The 15,962-nt window shown below is 76.0% G+C and carries 16 protein-coding genes; 3 read left to right on the top strand and 13 right to left on the bottom strand.

The annotated features are described in order from the left end of the window. The first annotated feature begins 34 nt into the window (after positions 1–34). Positions 35–913, top strand: a complete 879-nt coding sequence (locus BLW63_RS12065; protein ID WP_091155938.1) for a universal stress protein — start codon at positions 35–37, stop codon at positions 911–913. A gap of 2 nt (positions 914–915) precedes the next feature. On the opposite strand, the gene BLW63_RS12060 is transcribed toward BLW63_RS12065, so the two are convergent. Then, complete coding sequence (locus tag BLW63_RS12060) at positions 916–1,836, bottom strand: DMT family transporter (RefSeq protein WP_091155934.1); 921 nt, start codon at positions 1,834–1,836, stop codon at positions 916–918. Between the two features lie 86 nt (positions 1,837–1,922). Further along, positions 1,923–2,672, bottom strand: a complete 750-nt coding sequence (locus BLW63_RS12055) for an SDR family oxidoreductase (RefSeq protein ID WP_091155930.1) — start codon at positions 2,670–2,672, stop codon at positions 1,923–1,925. 80 nt (positions 2,673–2,752) lie between these two features. On the opposite strand from BLW63_RS12055, the gene BLW63_RS12050 reads away from it, so the two are divergent. Continuing rightward, complete coding sequence (locus BLW63_RS12050) at positions 2,753–4,315, top strand: helix-turn-helix domain-containing protein (RefSeq protein ID WP_244522525.1); 1,563 nt, start codon at positions 2,753–2,755, stop codon at positions 4,313–4,315. Positions 4,316–4,402: 87 nt separating this feature from the next. Here BLW63_RS12050 and BLW63_RS12045 read toward each other — a convergent pair whose 3' ends face one another. The 3 genes from BLW63_RS12045 to BLW63_RS12035 form a co-directional block, all read right to left on the bottom strand. Then, entirely contained in the window at positions 4,403–5,161 is a 759-nt protein-coding gene (locus BLW63_RS12045; protein ID WP_091155925.1) for an SDR family NAD(P)-dependent oxidoreductase, read from the bottom strand. Between the two features lie 156 nt (positions 5,162–5,317). Continuing rightward, positions 5,318–6,061 (bottom strand): DUF5995 family protein, encoded by a 744-nt coding sequence (locus tag BLW63_RS12040; protein ID WP_091155921.1) that lies wholly within the window; start codon positions 6,059–6,061, stop codon positions 5,318–5,320. A 7-nt stretch (positions 6,062–6,068) separates the two neighbouring features. Beyond that, positions 6,069–7,925, bottom strand: a complete 1,857-nt coding sequence (locus BLW63_RS12035; RefSeq protein WP_091155918.1) for a PucR family transcriptional regulator — start codon at positions 7,923–7,925, stop codon at positions 6,069–6,071. A 350-nt stretch (positions 7,926–8,275) separates the two neighbouring features. On the opposite strand from BLW63_RS12035, the gene BLW63_RS12030 reads away from it, so the two are divergent. Continuing rightward, entirely contained in the window at positions 8,276–9,301 is a 1,026-nt protein-coding gene (locus tag BLW63_RS12030) for an oxamate carbamoyltransferase subunit AllH family protein (RefSeq protein WP_244522524.1), read from the top strand. A gap of 266 nt (positions 9,302–9,567) precedes the next feature. Here the strand turns inward: BLW63_RS12030 and hisG are convergent, their stop codons facing one another. The 8 genes from hisG to BLW63_RS11990 all read right to left on the bottom strand — a co-directional run bounded on the left by hisG (position 9,568) and on the right by BLW63_RS11990 (position 15,932). Then, positions 9,568–10,434, bottom strand: a complete 867-nt coding sequence (hisG, locus tag BLW63_RS12025; RefSeq protein WP_091155914.1) for an ATP phosphoribosyltransferase — start codon at positions 10,432–10,434, stop codon at positions 9,568–9,570. Between the two features lie 137 nt (positions 10,435–10,571). Next, a complete protein-coding gene (locus BLW63_RS12020) occupies positions 10,572–10,835 on the bottom strand; it encodes a phosphoribosyl-ATP diphosphatase (protein ID WP_091155911.1) in 264 nt (87 codons plus the stop codon). Beyond that, positions 10,832–11,356: a 6,7-dimethyl-8-ribityllumazine synthase gene (ribH, locus tag BLW63_RS12015; protein ID WP_091155908.1), complete on the bottom strand. Its 525-nt coding sequence runs from the start codon at positions 11,354–11,356 to the stop codon at positions 10,832–10,834. Before ribH ends, BLW63_RS12020 begins: the two co-directional genes overlap by 4 nt. A 76-nt stretch (positions 11,357–11,432) precedes the next feature. After that, the gene (locus tag BLW63_RS12010) at positions 11,433–12,740 is read right to left on the bottom strand and encodes a bifunctional 3,4-dihydroxy-2-butanone-4-phosphate synthase/GTP cyclohydrolase II (protein WP_091155904.1); all 1,308 of its coding nucleotides are present in this window, start codon (positions 12,738–12,740) and stop codon (positions 11,433–11,435) included. A gap of 73 nt (positions 12,741–12,813) precedes the next feature. Beyond that, positions 12,814–13,467 (bottom strand): riboflavin synthase, encoded by a 654-nt coding sequence (locus tag BLW63_RS12005; RefSeq protein WP_091155901.1) that lies wholly within the window; start codon positions 13,465–13,467, stop codon positions 12,814–12,816. Positions 13,468–13,469: 2 nt separating this feature from the next. Beyond that, positions 13,470–14,546 (bottom strand): bifunctional diaminohydroxyphosphoribosylaminopyrimidine deaminase/5-amino-6-(5-phosphoribosylamino)uracil reductase RibD, encoded by a 1,077-nt coding sequence (gene ribD / locus BLW63_RS12000; protein ID WP_211517092.1) that lies wholly within the window; start codon positions 14,544–14,546, stop codon positions 13,470–13,472. Further along, complete coding sequence (rpe, locus tag BLW63_RS11995; RefSeq protein ID WP_091155898.1) at positions 14,543–15,217, bottom strand: ribulose-phosphate 3-epimerase; 675 nt, start codon at positions 15,215–15,217, stop codon at positions 14,543–14,545. The genes ribD and rpe overlap by 4 nt, the downstream gene beginning before the upstream one ends. A gap of 25 nt (positions 15,218–15,242) precedes the next feature. After that, positions 15,243–15,932: a DUF1775 domain-containing protein gene (locus BLW63_RS11990; protein WP_139263527.1), complete on the bottom strand. Its 690-nt coding sequence runs from the start codon at positions 15,930–15,932 to the stop codon at positions 15,243–15,245. Positions 15,933–15,962 lie beyond the last annotated feature (30 nt).

Here is a 15,962-nt window from a genome sequence, read left to right as displayed (position 1 = left end):
CCCGGGAACGCGCCGGACGGAGCAGGATGCCGCCATGAGTGCACCTGACACGGGTGTCCGGACGCTGCACGTCCTGGTCGGCTACGACGGTTCGCCCAGCGCGGTGAACGCGATCGAGGCGGCTGCCGCGCTCCTGCCCTCGGCCACCGCGTCGATCCTGAACCTGTGGGAGCCGCCGTTCACCTCCCCCGAGCTGCGGCACCGCGTCATGGAACGCGCCGCCAACGCGGAGGCGCTGGGCCGGCTGCTGGAGACCGAGGGCAGGGCCGAGGCCGACCGGCTGGCCCGCAACGGCGTGAAGCTGGCGCAGGCCGCGGGGTGGGACGCGGAACCCCTGGTCAAGCGCACCTTCGGTGGGGACGGCTACCAGTTCGCCCGCACCGCCGAGGAGCTCGACGCCGACCTCATGGTCGTCGGCTCGCGCGGGATGAGCGGCATGCGCGCCTCCATGGGCAGCGTCTCGGAGCTGGTCGTGCACGTCAGCCCCGTGCCGGTGCTCGTCGTCCCGCACCCGCTGACCACGGTCGAGTGGACGGCGGTCGAGTCCGGACCGGTCGTCGTCGGCACCGACGGCTCGGAGCACTCCCGTCGGGCACTCACGGCGGCCACCGAGCTGCTCTCCCACCGTCGGCGGCTGATGGTCGCCGTGGAGGAGTCCGAGGGCTCCCCCGCCCCGTCTCCCGTCGAGGGCACCGAGCTGGTCACCGTCCGCTGCGCCGGTCGGTCCGGCCGGCCGCGGGCCACCGCGTCGACCCTGGCCGACGAGGCCGCGCGCCGCGGTGCGGCGGTGGTCGTCATGGGGAGCCGCGGCCGCGGGGGCTCGCGCGACACCCTGGTCGGGCACGTGACCCGCGCGCTGCTGCACTGCGCGCACCGGCCGGTGCTCGTCGTCCCGTCGCGCCCGGCCGGCTGAGCTCAGACGCTCGCGGCGGCCCGCCGCACCTCCGGGTCGGGCCGCCGCGCCGCCGGGCGCAGGCGCGACAGGGCCACGCCGGCCAGGCACACCGCCCCGCCGGCCACGGCCAGCGCGGCCGGCACCTCGTCGAGCAGCAGCCAGCCCATCAGGACGACCAGCGGCGGCACCAGGTAGGTGGTCACCCCCAGCCGCCCGGCGTCGGTGCGGGCCAGCGCGTAGGCCCACGTGCTGAAGGCCAGCGCGGTCGGCACCACGCCCAGGTAGACCAGGCCGGCCACCGAACCGGGTGAGGCGGTGCCCAGCTCCGCGACCAGCGACCCGGCCCAGGGCAGGCAGCACAGCGCCCCGATGGCGCACGCCGTGGCCGTGACCTGCAACGGGGGCAGCCGCCGCAGCACGGGCTTCTGCGCGACGACCCCGGCGGCGTAGGTGACGGCGGCGACCAGGCACAGCACCACGCCGAGCACGTCGGCCTCGGCGCCGCGGGTGGCCAGTCCGATGAGCAGCACGCCCGTGAACGCGACCGCCAGGCCCGCGACCAGCCACCGCGGGAAGCCCTCGCCCAGCAGCAGCCCGGCGAGGACGGCGATGAGGATCGGCCCGACGTTGACCAGCATCGCCGTCGTCCCGGCGTCCAGGTGCTGCTCGGCCGCGTTGAGCGCCACGTTGTAGACGCCGAACCAGCCGACCCCGCAGACCGCGAGCAGACCCCACTCCCGCCGGGTGGGCGCCACCCACGGCCGGCCGGCGGCGGCGAGCAGCAGGCCGAGCGCCGCGGTGCCGACCAGCAGCCGGCCCAGCGCCAGCGCCCCCGGTGAGAGGTCGGCCCCCACTGCGCGGATGGCGACGAAGGCCGACGCCCAGGCGAACACGGTGACGACGACGGCGGCGAGCACGGGGACGGCGGCACGGCGGGGCACGCAGTGACCCTAGGTCGGTGCCCCCGCCCGCCACCGGCGGTTTCCGGACGCCGTCCTGCCCGTTGCGGTTTCGGGCAGGAGTGCTGCTATCCGGCGCGCAGGTGCTCGGCGTAGGTGCGCCGCCCGCGGGCGCCACGCGTGGGCAGCGCACCCCCGTCGCGGATCGCGGCCGAGAGCCGGCCGGGCACCGGGGTGGCCACCACGTGGGCGTTCGGCTCGCGGATCGCCGCCCACGCCCGCGCGACCTCCGCCGCGGTCAGCTCCTCGGGCCCGCCGTACTCGACGACGTCCCCGGCCGGCGCGCCGAGTGCCACCTCCGCGGTGTGCGCGGCGACCTCGCCGACGTCGACCGGCTGCAGCCGCCAGCCCATCGGCACCGGCAGCACCGGGCCGCGCCGGGCCGTGGCCAGCAGCTGGTCGACGAAGTCGTGGAACTGGGTGACGCGCAGCAGCGTCACCGGCAGCCCCGAGGCCAGCAGCACCTGCTCCGCGGCGTACTTGGCGTGGTAGTAGCCGTAGGGGATGCGGTCGACGCCGACGATGGAGACGAACACCAGGTGCCGCAGCCGGTCCCGGTCCACCGCCTGCACCAGCCGCCGGGTGCCGGCGACGTCGGCCTCCCAGTAGTCCCCCCGCGCGTCGCTCGCCGCGTGCACGACGACCTCCGCGCCGGCCAGCGCCGCGGGCAGGTCGCGGCCGGTCGCCAGGTCGCCGCGCACGCCGCCGGGGCCGGTCCCGCGCCGCGACATCTGCCGCACCCGGGAGCCGCCGTCCCCCAGGCGCTCGACGACCAGCCGGCCGAGCCGCCCCGTCCCTCCCGTCACCAGAACGTCCATGCCCGGCAGTCTGGCCGGACCGGTCCGTCCCGGCGCGGCGGACCCGCCGCCATCTCACAGGCGAGATACCGTGACCGCTCGTGACGGCCACCGAACCGACGACCTCCACCCCGGCCCCCGAGGCGACGGCCATGCAGCGCATCGGCACGCTCGTCCGCGACGCCCGGCGGCACCGCGGGCTGACCCAGCAGCAGCTCGCCGAGCGGCTGGGCACCAGCCAGAGCGCCGTCGCCCGCATCGAGCAGGGCGGGCAGAACCTCACCCTCGAGCTGCTCGGCCGGCTCTCCGAGGCCCTCGAGCGCGAGCTGTTCAGCGTCGGTCCGTCCGGGCCCACCCACCTGCGGGTCACCGGCGGCGTGCCGCTGCGCGGCAGCGTGGTCGTCAAGTCCTCGAAGAACGCCGCCGTGGCGCTGCTGTGCGCGGCGCTGCTCAACCGCGGCCGGACGACGCTGCGCAACGTCGCCCGCATCGTCGAGGTGGAGCGCATCCTCGACGTGCTCCGCTCGATCGGCGTCTCGGCGACCTGGGACGGCGCCGGCCGCGACCTCACCCTCGCCGTCCCCGACGAGCTCGACCTCGCCGGCATCGACGCCGACGCCGCCCGCCGGACCCGCAGCATCATCATGTTCCTCGGCCCGCTGCTGCACCGGGCGCCGTCGTTCGACCTGCCCTACGCGGGCGGCTGCGACCTGGGCACCCGCACCGTCGAGCCGCACATGATCGCGCTGCGCCCCTTCGGCCTGGAGGTCGAGGCCCGCGGCGGTAGCTACCACGCCGCGGTCACCGCGCCCGGCAGCTTCGACCGCACCATCGTGCTGACCGAGCGGGGCGACACCGTCACCGAGAACGCGCTGCTGGCCGCCGCCCGCACCGACGGGACGACGACGATCCGCAACGCCAGCTCCAACTACATGGTCCAGGACCTCTGCCTGTACCTGCAGCTGCTCGGCGTCGGCATCGAGGGGCTGGGCACCACCACCCTGGTCGTCCGCGGGCGGCCGGTGCTCGACGCCGACGTCGACTACACGATCAGCGAGGACCCGGTGGAGGCCATGAGCCTGCTGACCGCCGGCATCGTCACCGACTCCGAGCTGACCGTCTGCCGCGCACCCATCGAGTTCCTCGAGGTGGAGCTGGCCACCCTCGCCGAGATGGGGCTGCGCTACAGCCTCTCCCCGGAGTACCTGGCCGCCAACGGGCACACCCGGCTGGCCGACGTCACCATCTCGCCGTCGCCGCTCAAGGCGCCGATCGACAAGATCCACCCGATGCCGTTCCCGGGCCTCAACATCGACAACCTGCCGTTCTTCGCCGTCATCGCCGCCGCGGCGACCGGCTCGACGCTCATCCACGACTGGGTCTACGACAACCGGGCGATCCACCTCTCCGACCTGACCCGGCTCGGCGCCGACGTCCGGCTGCTCGACCCCCACCGGGTCCTGGTCAGCGGCCCGACGCGCTGGTCGAGTGCCGAGGTGGTCTGCCCGCCGGCGCTGCGCCCGGCGGTCTGCATCCTGCTGGCGATGCTCGCGGCCAAGGGGACGTCGGTGCTGCGCAACGTCGACATCATCGCCCGTGGCTACGAGCAGCTCTACGAGCGGCTGGTGGAGATGGGCGCCCGCATCGAGGTCTTCCACGACTGAGGAAGGCTGCGCGAGTCTGCACAGTGGCGGGCATCAGCGCCTCGATGACGGCCACTGTGCAGATCTCGCGCCCGGGGCGCCGACCGCTCAGCGCTCCTGGTCCGTGGGACGCACGAGCACCTCGTTGACGGCCACGTGCGGCGGCTGGGTGACCACGTAGACGACCGCGCGGGCGACGTCCTCGGGCTGCAGCGAGCGCATGCCCTCGGTGTGCGCCAGCGCGGCCGCCCTCGCCTCGGGCTGGGTGATGTGCGAGCGCAGCTCGGTGACCACCGCGCCGGGCTCGACGAGGGAGATCCGCACCCCGCGGGCGGTCACCTCCTGGCGCAGCGACTCGCTGAAGGCGTTCACCGCCCACTTGCTCGCGTTGTAGACCCCGGCGCCGGCGCGGGCGGTGCGGCCGGCGGTGCTGGAGATGTTGACGACGTCGCCCGAGCCCTGCTCGAGCATCCCGTCGATCGCCGCGTGGGTCATGTACATCAGCCCCATCACGTTGGTGTCGACCATGCGCCGCCAGTCCTCGGGGTCGGCGCCGACGATCGTGCCCAGCAGCATCAGGCCGGCGTTGTTCACCAGGACGTCGAGACCGCCGAGCCCGCTGCGGGTGCGCTCGACGGCGTCGCGGCAGGCCGCCTCGTCGGTGACGTCGAGGTCCAGGGTGAGCACCCGCGCGCCGGCCTCGCCGAGCCGTGCGGCCAGGTCGTCGAGCCGGTCGCGGCGACGGGCGCCGATGGCCACCGCGGCACCGGCCTCGGCCAGGGCGACGGCGGTGGCCTCGCCGATCCCCGACGACGCGCCGGTGACCAGCGCGACCCTCCCGGACAGCGGACGGGCGACCTCGCTCACTGCTCGACTCCGGGCTCGTTCCGCTCCTCGCTCGCTGGCGCTCGCTGCGATGCTCGCTCGCCCGTCGTCTTCGCGGCGCTCATGCAGTTCCTCCTCGTACGGCCGCCGGGCGCGGCCGTCGTCCCAGCCTCGCCGATGCCGGCCGGCCCGGCAGCCTCAGCCCGGCGGCAGCGTGACGCCGAAGCCGCGGACGGCCAGCCGCACCAGCACCGGGCCGGGGCGCAGCAGGTCGTCGACCCGCGCCGCGGCGGCCGCCTCCAGGTCGGCCACCCGGCGCGCGTACGCCTCGGGGCCGCGCCGCCGGGCGGCGTCGAGCTGGGCCGCGTTGGCCCACACCCGCCGCCGGGACTCGCGCAGGAAGACCTGGCTGGCGGTGCGGTTCACCGGGGCCAGCAGCCGGTCCAGGCGGGTCCGCCGTCCCCCGGCGCGGTGCAGCTCGCCGTCCTCCGCGGTGACCCGCGAGGCCAGCACCCGGTCGATCCGCGCGTGGTCGCGCCAGCGCATCGCCAGCGTCGCCGGGGTGTCGAACTCGGCGGGCGGGATGACCCGCACCAGTGACTGCGGCAGGTCGTAGTTGATGTGCGCGTTCACGCCGAGCAGTACGTGCGCCTCCGGCGGCAGGTCCGGCCGCGCGCCGAAGGCCAGCTGCCACGGCCGCGGGGCGGACGCCGGGTCCCGGCGGTGGGCGGTCAGCGCGTCGAGGTAGAGGCCGGCGAAGTCGACGTCCCACTCCTCGACCCAGGCGGGGTCCTCGAACGCGCCCGCGTCGATGGCCGCGCCCACCGCGGCCGTCGTCCGCAGGTACACCCCCAGGAAGAAGCGGGCCGGGTCGCGGTCGGCCTCCAGCGGCGCCAGCAGCTCACCCATGCGGTCGACCAGCGCCGCGATGCTCCTCCCCACGGCGCGCTCAGACCAGCGCGTCGAGGCCGTCGTCCGGGGGCAGCGTCATCCCGGCGTCCACCGGCGGCCGGTGCGGCTGGTCCAGGCCCCGCATCCGCGCCGCGTGCAGCGCGAGCAGCAGGTTCAGCCGCAGCGTGGGGTCGGTGGTGAAGGGCCCGAGCAACCGCTCGAGCTTGCCGATCCGGTAGCGCATCGTGTTGTAGTGGAAGTGCAGCCGGCGCGCGGACTCCGCGACGTTGAGGTTGGTCTCCAGCAGCACCCGCAGCGTCTCCCGCAGGTCGGCGGAGTCGGGGTCGGCGGCGTCGGCCAGCGTCCCCAGCACCTCGTCGACGTAGGTGCGCAGCTCGGTGCTGTCCGGGATCAGCGACAGCAGCCGGAAGACGCCGAGCTGGTCGAAGTGGGTGACCGCCTGCGGCCCGTGGATCTCCTGGCCGACGCCGAGCGCCCGGGAGGCCTGCTGGTGGGCCTCCCCCAGCGCCGACAGCGAGCCCGCCGGACGGCCGATGCCGGTGCCGAGCACCCGCCCGACGCGGCGCACCCGCGCGTTGACCCGCCCGGTCACCGCGGACACCAGCGAGGTGATCTCCTCCGGCGTCCGCCCGTCGAGCGGCAGCACGGTGACGATCTCGGTCGACAGCCCCGCCACAGCCGCACCGGAGACCTCGCTCTCCAGCGCGGCGCGCCAGCCGTCGGCCAGCCGGTCGAGCACGTCGAGGGCCCGGGTGGGGTCGGCCTGCGGGTCGGCGACGGTCTCGGTGGCGGTCACCAGGACGACGACCGGGCCGTCGAGCCGCCAGCCGAAGGAGCGGGTCTGGGCCAGCGCCCGCTCGGTGTGCCGCAGCGACCCGGCGACCAGCCGGCGCACCAGGTCGCCCTGGAAGCGCAGCTCGACCGAGTGCACCGCCTGCTGGCGGATCACCGACAGCGCCGCGACCACCGCGGCGCGCTCCAGCAGGGCGCCGGCGCCGACGAGCAGCGGCCCGGCCCGGTGGACCGCGACCAGCCAGCCGTGCCGCTGGTCGCCGGCCATGATCGGCGCGACCGCGTACTCCCCCAGGCCGCCGGGCAGCTCGTGGTGCCCGGGGACGAGCAGGATGCCGTCGGCCGGGGAGAGGTCCGCGTCGGCCAGCACGTCGGCCGGGGTGACGACCGTCTGGTCGGCACGCAGGCCCGAGAGCCGGCGGGACGGCGCCATCATCGCCATCTCGTCCTCGGCCTCGGCGTCCAGTAGCCACAGCCAGTCGCTGATCTCGGCGACGTCCTCGACCGGGCCGGCGCTGGTGACGATCTCGCGGTCCGGCCCCAGGCCCAGCACGGCGGCGCCCGCGAGGGAGACCGCGAGCTGCTCGGTGACCTCGGCCAGCCCGCCGCCGCTGAGGGCGACGTCGATGAACTGGTCGTGCATGCGGCTGGACAGCGCCAGCGCCTCGCTCTGCCTGCCGACGACGGCGCCCAGCACCTCCGAGACCACCTCGCCCATCCGCACCGTCGCGGGCAGGGCGAGCACCGGCAGCGCCCGGTGGTCGGCCTCGACCAGCACGTCGGCCGGCACCGGCGGGGGCCCCTCGGCCCGGCGGAAGGCCAGCCCCGCGGTGCCCATGGAGTCCAGCCGCTCCACCAGGGCCCGGCAGTTGGCGGCGTCGGCCGGCGGCAGGCGCGCGCCGAGGACGACGAGGACGTCGGGACCGGCCACGGCCAGGGGGTCGGCGGGGTCGTCGACCACCATGTAGCGGACGACGCGCTCGAGGCCGCCGCCCCCGGCGACGACCTCCGTCCCCGCGAGGCCGGGCAGCCGCAGCGCCTCGGCCAGGCTCAGGCCCATGCGCTCCTGCCAGCTGGGCCGCTCGTCGCGGCTCTCGGTCACCGGCGCCTCCGCTGCCGACAGGGGACGCCGGGACGGAACCATGCCCTCACCCAGCGTGCGGACGACGAGGGAGGCTTCACCCGGGGTCACGACACCAACTTCCTCCGTTGCCGATGCACACGGCTACACCACAGCACCCTGTCAGGAGTGCCTGGACCTGCCCTCCCATTCTTGGCGACTTCCGCCATACTTGGGCGTGCGACGCGCCGCATAGGTTCGAGACCCGGTTCCACTCCGCCCGGTGGATGGTAAGCCGGTTCCCCGCGAGGGTGCCGACCAGCCTCCTCCAGCGGGTGGACGGGCCCGGGCGGGGGGTCCCGAGCCGACGGTGCTCCCCGTGGTCTTCCAGCGTGAAGAGGGTCGCCATGCGCACCATCGACGAGACCGCAGGCCCGGGCGGGAGCCGCCCCGGGGCTCCGACCTCCCCGCGTGGCCGCGCCGCGCGGGCCGGACTACCGACCATCCCGCTGCCGCGCGAGTCCGCCCAGGCCACCGCGCGCACCGCTCCCCCCGCCCGTGCCGCCACCGCCGTGCCCGCCTCCGCGAGCACCGGTGTCGCCGACCTCCTGCGCGGCCCGGTCCGCCCGGCGCGCGTCCTCCTGAGCGTCCCCGCCGCCGTCTACCTGCAGGTGCCCACCGAGCGCGGCGGCGACGTCGTCGGCGTGCTCACCAGCGACGCCGCCCGGCTGCCGCTGGCCTGCATGCTCTTCCGTCCCAGCAACGGCCGCCCGCTGGTGGCGCTGCCGCCGGACGCCCCGGCCGAGGTCGGCGGCGGGCGGATCGTCGTGGGCGACCTCGCCGTGAGCGCCGCCGCGTGGTGGAACCCGCGCCCCCGGCTGCCCCGCCCCCGCCCGGCCCTGCTCCCCGAGGGCGTGCGCCAGCTGCGCAACGCGCTCTACGGCGAGGGCGTCCCGCACAGCGCGTTCACCCTCCCCGGCCTGCCGGTCGGCCCGGGTGGCCCGCTGGCCGCCCTGCGCGGCGCGGTCCGCCGGGCCGACCTCGACGCGGCGCTGCGCACGGCCACCCGGCTGATCGGCCTCGGCCCGGGGCTCACCCCGGCCGGGGACGACGTCATGGCCGGCACGATGGCCGGGCTGGTGCTGCTGGGCCACCCCGCCGCCGAGCGGTTCGCCGCCGCGGTCTCCGCGCTGGCCGCCGGCCGGACGACGGAGCTGTCGCGGGCGCTGCTGCGGCACGCGTCCGCCGGCCGGGTCAGCGCCGAGTACGCCGCGGTGCTGCACGGGCTGGTCGGCGAGCGGCCGCTGGCGCCGGCGATCGACGGGCTGCTGGCGACCGGCGCCACCAGCGGCCGGGCGATGGCGCTGGGGCTGTGCACCGCGATCGACCTGGTCGACCGCACCATGCGGGTCCGCTGATCGAGGACCCGTCCTCCGCGCGAGCTCAGGGTGGACCCGGGACGGGGCCACCCGGTGGAACGCGCGAGAGCCCCCGTCCACCGCGGACGGGGGTTCTCGCGCGTCCGGCAGCCGTGATCACCAGTAGTCGGGACCACCACAGGCCGCGGTCCCTGGGAGCGGGGGGCCGGAGGCTCCCCCGAGCAGGGACGGGAGTCTGGGGCTCAGCGACGGCCGGGGAGGGCCATTGGCCGCGGTGCGGTCCGGAGGACCGCAGTGTCACGATCTCAGAGCCGGCAGGCGTGGATGCTCGTGACGAGGATGGCGCGGGCGCCGAGCTCCCACAGCTCGTCCATCACCCGGTTGGTCTCGTGCTGCGCGACCATCGCCCGCACCGCCGACCAGCCCGCCGTCTGCAGCGGGCTGACCGTCGGCCCCTCGAGGCCGGGGGTCAGCGCGGTCGCCTTCTCCAGCAGGTCGTTGGGGCAGTCGTAGTCCAGCATCACGTACTGCCGGGCCACCAGGACCCCGCGCAGCCGGCGGCGCAGCTGGGCGACCGCGGGGATCTCCTCCGCACCGGCCCGGCGCACCAGGACGGCCTCGCTGGTGAGCACCGGCTCGCCGATGATGTGCAGCCCGGCGGCGCGCAGCGTCGTCCCGGTCTCGACCACGTCGCAGACGGCGTCGGCGACACCGAGCCGGCAGGCGGTCTCCACCGCGCCGTCGAGCTTGACCACGGAGGCGGGAGTGCCCTGTTCGTCGAGGTAGCGCTGCAGCAGCACCGGGTACGCGGTGGCGATGCGCTTGCCGGCCAGCTGCTCGACGCGCTCGATGCCGGACTCCAGCGGCGTGGCGAACCGGAACGAGGACCGGCCGAAGCCCAGCGGCATGACCTCCACCGCCGCGGCGCCCTGGCCGACGGCCGGCGCGGTCTCGAGCAGCATGTCGCGGCCGGTGATGCCGACGTCCAGCGTGCCGGCGGCGACGTAGACGGCGATGTCGCGGGGCCGCAGGTAGAAGAACTCGGTGTCGCTGTCGGGGTCGTAGACGGCGAGGTCCTTGGTGCTGCGGCGCTGCCGGTAGCCGCTCTCGGTGAGCATCTCGGCGGCCGGCTCGCTCAGGACGCCCTTGTTCGGCACGGCGATGCGCAGCACGGATGGACTCCTTCGGTCGGGGGTGGGCGGTCGGTCCTCCTGCAGGGTCCCGCCGCTGGCTCCGTCCGGAGGCCCACCCCGAGCTCGCTCGGGGTGAGAGGGACGGGGTCCTTCCACGGTGGGGGCAGGAGAGTCCTTCAGAGGTGGGCGTACACGTCGTCGAGGGTCAGGCCGCGGGCGAGCATCAGGACCTGCACCCGGTAGAGGAGCTGGCTGACCTCCTCGGCGGTGCGCTCGGCACCCTCGTGCTCGGCGGCCATCCAGGACTCGGCGGCCTCCTCGACGACCTTCTTGCCCGCGGCGTGCACGCCGTCGCGGACCGCCGTGACCGTGCCCGACGCCGGGTCGCCGGCGGCGACCTTGGCGGAGAGCTCGGCGAACAGCTGGTCGAAGGTCTTCACGCACGGCTCCCGTCGGCCGGTCGGATCGAGAAGCCGGTGGCCCGGGAGTTCCCGCGCAGGCCGCGGAGGGTCAGCGCCGTCGCGAGGGCCGCCACGGTCGCCTCCCAGCCCTTGTCCTCGGCCGAGCCGGGCAGCCCGGCCCGGTCGCGGGCCTGCTCCTCGGTGTCACAGGTGAGGACGCCGTTCCCCACGGGCTTCCCGGCGTCCAGCGCGACCCGGGTGAGGCCCGCGGTGACCGCGTCGCAGACGTACTCGAAGTGCGGCGTCCCGCCGCGGATGACCACGCCGAGCGCGACGACGCCGTCGTGCCGCTCGGTGAGCGCCTGGGCGACCACCGGCAGCTCCACCGCCCCGGGCACGCGGACGACCGTCGGCTCGGGGACACCGCTGGCGACCGCGGCGGCGACCGCGCGATCCAGCAGCGCCCCGGTGAGCTCGGCGTGCCAGGTGGTGGCGACGATGCCGAGGGTCAGCCCGGCCGCGTCGACCACCGCCGCCTCGGGCGCACCCTTGCCACTCACGGGACCTCCTCGCCGACGCTCGTCGGCCGCGTTCGCGGGACCACTGCTGTGCCCGTCGGCGGACTCGCGAGCCCGCTCACAACCGCTGCTCCGTCTGCCGCAGCGGGACGTCGGTGCCCGGCACGGTCGCGGCGTCGGCCGGACCGGACTCGGTCTCCGGCTCGATGATGTCGAGCAGGTGACCCATCCGGTCGCGCTTGGTGCGCAGGTAGGCCAGGTTCTCCGCGGTGACGTGGCTGGGCAGCGGCACCCGCCCGGTCACCTGGAGCCCGTAGCCCTCCAGCCCCGCGCGCTTGGCCGGGTTGTTGGTGAGCAGCCGCATCGTGTGCACGCCCAGGTCGACGAGGATCTGCGCGCCGGTGCCGTAGTCCCGCGCGTCGGCGGGCAGGCCGAGGTCGAGGTTGGCGTCGACCGTGTCGATCCCCATGTCCTGCAGCTGGTAGGCCTGCAGCTTGTGCAGCAGTCCGATCCCCCGGCCCTCGTGCCCTCGGATGTAGAGCACGATGCCGCGCCCCTCCTGGGCCACCGCGGCCAGCGCCGCCTGCAGCTGCGGCCCGCAGTCGCAGCGCAGGGAGCCGAACACGTCGCCGGTGAGGCACTCGGAGTGCACCCGCACCAGGACGTCCTCGCCCTCGCCGATGTCGCCGTAGACGAAGGCGACGTGCTCGCGCTCGTCGTAGGAGCTGCGGTAGCCGACGGCGGTGAAGGTCCCCGGAGCCAGGGGCACCGTGGCCTCGGCCACCCGCTCGACCAGCTTGTCGAAGCGCTTGCGGTAGGCGATCAGGTCGGCGATTGAGATCAGGCACAGGTCGTGCTCGTCGGCGAAGACCCGCAGCTCGTCACCGCGGGCCATGCCGACCGGGTCCTTCTCGCTGACCAGCTCGCACAGCGCGCCCGAGGGGCGCAGCCCGGCGAGGACGGCGAGGTCGACGGCGGCCTCGGTGTGGCCGGGCCGGCGCAGCACGCCGCCGTCCCGGGCGCGCAGCGGGACGATGTGGCCGGGCCGGGCCAGGTCGGTCGAGTCGGTGTCGGTCGAGGCGAGCAGCCGGATGGTCTGCGCGCGGTCGGCGGCCGAGATGCCGGTGGTCACGCCCTCGCGGGCGTCGACGGTCACGGTGTAGGCCGTGCCGCGACGGTCCTGGTTGACCCGGAACATCGGCGGCAGGTCCAGCCGGTCGGCGTCGGCCTCGGTGACGGCCACGCAGATGTAGCCCGAGGTGTAGCGGACCATGAACGCGACGAGCTCGGGGGTGGCCAGCTCGGAGGCGAAGATGAGGTCGCCCTCGTTCTCGCGGTCCTCGTCGTCCATGACGACGACGGGGCGGCCGCTCTTGATGGCGGCGATCGCGTCCTCGACGCTGTCCAGGCGGACGGGTGCGGTCACGAACCCTCCTCGCTCGCGCTCGTCGGCTCCGTGCCCACGGGTGCTGTGCTCCTGCGTGAGCTCGCCCGCTCGCTCACGAGCGGGCTCCCAACAGGCGTTCCACGTACTTGGCGATCACGTCGACCTCCAGGTTGACCGGGCTCCCGGGAGGGACGGCACCCAGCGTGGTCTCCCGCAGCGTGGTGGGGATCAGGCTGACCTCGAACCACGGCTCGGGATCGTCGGCGGCGCTGACGGCGCTCACGGTCAGCGAGACGCCGTCCAAGGTGATCGAGCCCTTCTCGACGACGTAGCGCGCCAGCTCCGGCGGCAGCCCGACCCGCACGACCTCCCAGTGCTCGCCGGGGGTGCGGGAGACGACGGTGCCGACGCCGTCGACGTGGCCCTGCACCAGGTGCCCACCGAGTCGGGTGTGCGGGGTGACGGCACGCTCCAGGTTGACCGGGTCGCCGGCGGCCAGCGCGCCCAGGCTGCTGCGGCGGAGCGTCTCGGCCATCACGTCGGTCGTCCACTCCTCGGCTGTGCCGTCGCCCTTCGGACCCGCCCCGACGAACCCGGTGACGGTGAGGCAGACGCCATTGACGGCGATCGAGTCGCCCAGCGCCACGCCCTCGAGCGCCTTCCGGGCCCGGATGCGCAGCCGGGCGGCGTCCGCCTCGGGCCCGGCCCCGCCGGTCTCCTCGCGGGCGAGCAGGGTGCCGACCTCCTCGACGATGCCGGTGAACACGATCAACCTCCTCCGGTCGCGCCGTGGGAGTCCGCGACGCGCCGGACCCCAGTGTGCCGGGTCGGCCGCAGCCGGATCTCCACGTCCCCGCCCAGGCGGGTGAGGCCGGTGACCCGGAGGGTCAGCGCGTCGCCGATCCCGGTGATTCCCAGGTCGTCCACCAGCGGTGCGCCGGCCCCGAGCAGCTTGGGCGCCAGGTGCACCACGACCTCGTCGACGAGACCCGCGCGCAGGAAGGCGGCGGCCAGCGTCGGGCCGCCCTCCAGCAGCACGCGCCGCACGTCGCGGGCGAACAGCTCGTCGAGCAGCTCCCGCGGCCCCGGCGCGGCGCTGATCAGCGTGGGCGCGGCGTCGTCGAGCACCCGGGCGGTCGCGGGCAGCCGGCCGCGGCGGTCGAGCACGACACGCAGCGGCTGGCGGGGGGCGTCCCGCCCGTCGGCGTCCCGGACGGTCAGCTGCGGATCGTCGGTCAGCGCCGTCCCCGACCCGACGACGACCGCGTCACAGGTGGCCCGCAGCCGGTGGACGGCGGCCCGCGCCTCCGGTCCGGTGACCCAGCGGCTGCTGCCGTCGGCGGCGGCCACCCGGCCGTCGAGGGTGCCGGCGACCTTCCACACCACGGCGGGGCGTCCCTCGCGCACGCCGGTCAGCCACGCGCCGAGCGCGCCCTCCTCGGCGGCCTGCTGCTCCACGCCGAGCTCGACGTCGACGCCGACAGCGCGCAGCCGGGCGGCGCCGCCCCCCGCCAGCTGGGTCGGCTCGGGGACGGCGACCACCACGCGGGCCACCCCGGCGGCCACCAGCGCCTCGGCGCACGGCCCGGTGCGGCCGGTGTGCGCGCACGGCTCGAGGGTGACGACGGCGGTGCCGCCACGGGCCCGCTCCCCCGCCTGCGCGAGCGCCTGCACCTCGGCGTGCAGGCCGCCGGGCGGTGCGGTCGCGCCCTCGCCCACCGGCGTCCCGTCGGCGGCCAGCAGCACCGCGCCCACCGCCGGGTTCGGGCTGGTGGTGCCGAGGACGGCCAGCCCCAGCTCCCGCGCCCGGGCCATGGCGGCGAGCTCGGCCGCGGTGGCGGTCACCGCTGCCGCGCGCCGGCGGCCCGGGCGCGCAGGTCGGCGATGGCGCGCGCGGGGTCGTCCGCGCCGTAGACGGCCGAGCCGGCGACGAAGACGTCGGCACCGGCCGCGGCGGCCTGCTCGATGGTGTCGGCGTTGATCCCGCCGTCGACCTCGACCAGCAGCTCGAGGTGCCCGGTGTCGACGAGCTCCCGCGCCCGGCGCACCTTGGGCAGCGTCTCGGTGAGGAAGCGCTGACCACCGAAGCCGGGCTCCACGGTCATGACCAGCAGGGTGTCGAATTCCGGGAGCACGTCGAGGTACTCGTCGAGCGGGGTGCCCGGCTTGAGCGCCAGGCCGGCCAGCGACCCGGCGGCGCGCAGGTCGCGGGCGACGGCGCGCGGATCGCCGGTGCAGGCCTCGGCGTGCACGGTGACGTTGCGCGCACCGGCCTCGGCGTAGCCCGGGGCCCAGCGCTCGGGGTGGTGGATCATCAGGTGGCAGTCCAGCGGCACCGGGCTGACCGCCTGGAGCGCCTGCAGGACCGGCAGCCCGAAGGTCAGGTTCGGCACGAAGTGCCCGTCCATGACGTCGAAGTGCAGCCAGTCGGCGTCGGCGACGCGCTGCGCCTCGTCGGCCAGCCGGGCGAAGTCCGCCGACAGGAGGCTGGGTGCGATCAGGGGGCCGCGGGACACGTCCGCCGAGTCTAGGCGGGGGTGATCACCGCCCGGCGCGCCAGCGGCGGTACCACAGCCCGCCGGCCACGGCGGCCAGCGCGGCGACCGCCGCGGCCGCCACCAGCCAGCCGCTGCCGGTGCCGTCGTCGGCCGCCGCGGCAGGCGCCGGGGCCGACGCGCTGGGCGCCGGCGGCTCGGCCGCCACCGTCGGGGACGCGGGCGCCGCCGCCGAGGGCACGGCCGCCCCCGGAGCGACGGCGAGCACCGGCGCCGGCAGCTCCGGCTCCGGCCCGCCGGGCACCTCCTGCTCGATCCAGGCGTTCTCGGTGCCGTCGGCGTAGACCTGCACGGTCGGGAAGGCCAGCTCGGTCACGCCGGCAGGCAGGGTTGCCACGGTCACCGCGTACTCGGCGTCCGCGCCGGCGGGCAGCGCGGGCCCGCCCACCTCGAAGCCCTCCGGGGTCGGGGTGAGCGCCCACCCGGGCGGACCGGCGGCCAGCGAGACGCCGGCCGGGTCGATGCCCGCGGGCAGCTGCGTGCGCATCGCCGTGATGCCCGCCGCGGCCTCGGACGCCGCGGAGAAGGCGAGCGTCACCGGACCGGTGCCGGCCACTGCGCCCTCGGCGCTGACCTCGACATGGGCGGCCGCCGTCCCGGTGCCGGCGGCGAGCAGGACGGCGCCGGTCAGGACGGTCGCGAGGGTCCGGCGCAAGGCCGGGCTTCGAGTGGTCACGGTGCAGTGGTCGTCGGCGGGACGCGCCAG

The sequence above is a fragment of the Geodermatophilus africanus genome (assembly GCF_900107105.1).
Lineage (GTDB): Bacteria > Actinomycetota > Actinomycetes > Mycobacteriales > Geodermatophilaceae > Geodermatophilus > Geodermatophilus africanus.
Note: the sequence above shows the minus strand (reverse complement) of the source record. Positions and strands in the feature narration are given on the sequence as shown.

Bases quoted from the DNA above. Each gene is read 5' to 3' on its own strand.
- BLW63_RS12065 (WP_091155938.1), top strand. From the start codon at position 35: ATGAGTGCACCTGACACGGGTGTCCGGACGCTGCACGTCCTGGTCGGC.
- BLW63_RS12055 (WP_091155930.1), bottom strand. From the start codon at position 2,672: ATGGACGTTCTGGTGACGGGAGGGACGGGGCGGCTCGGCCGGCTGGTC.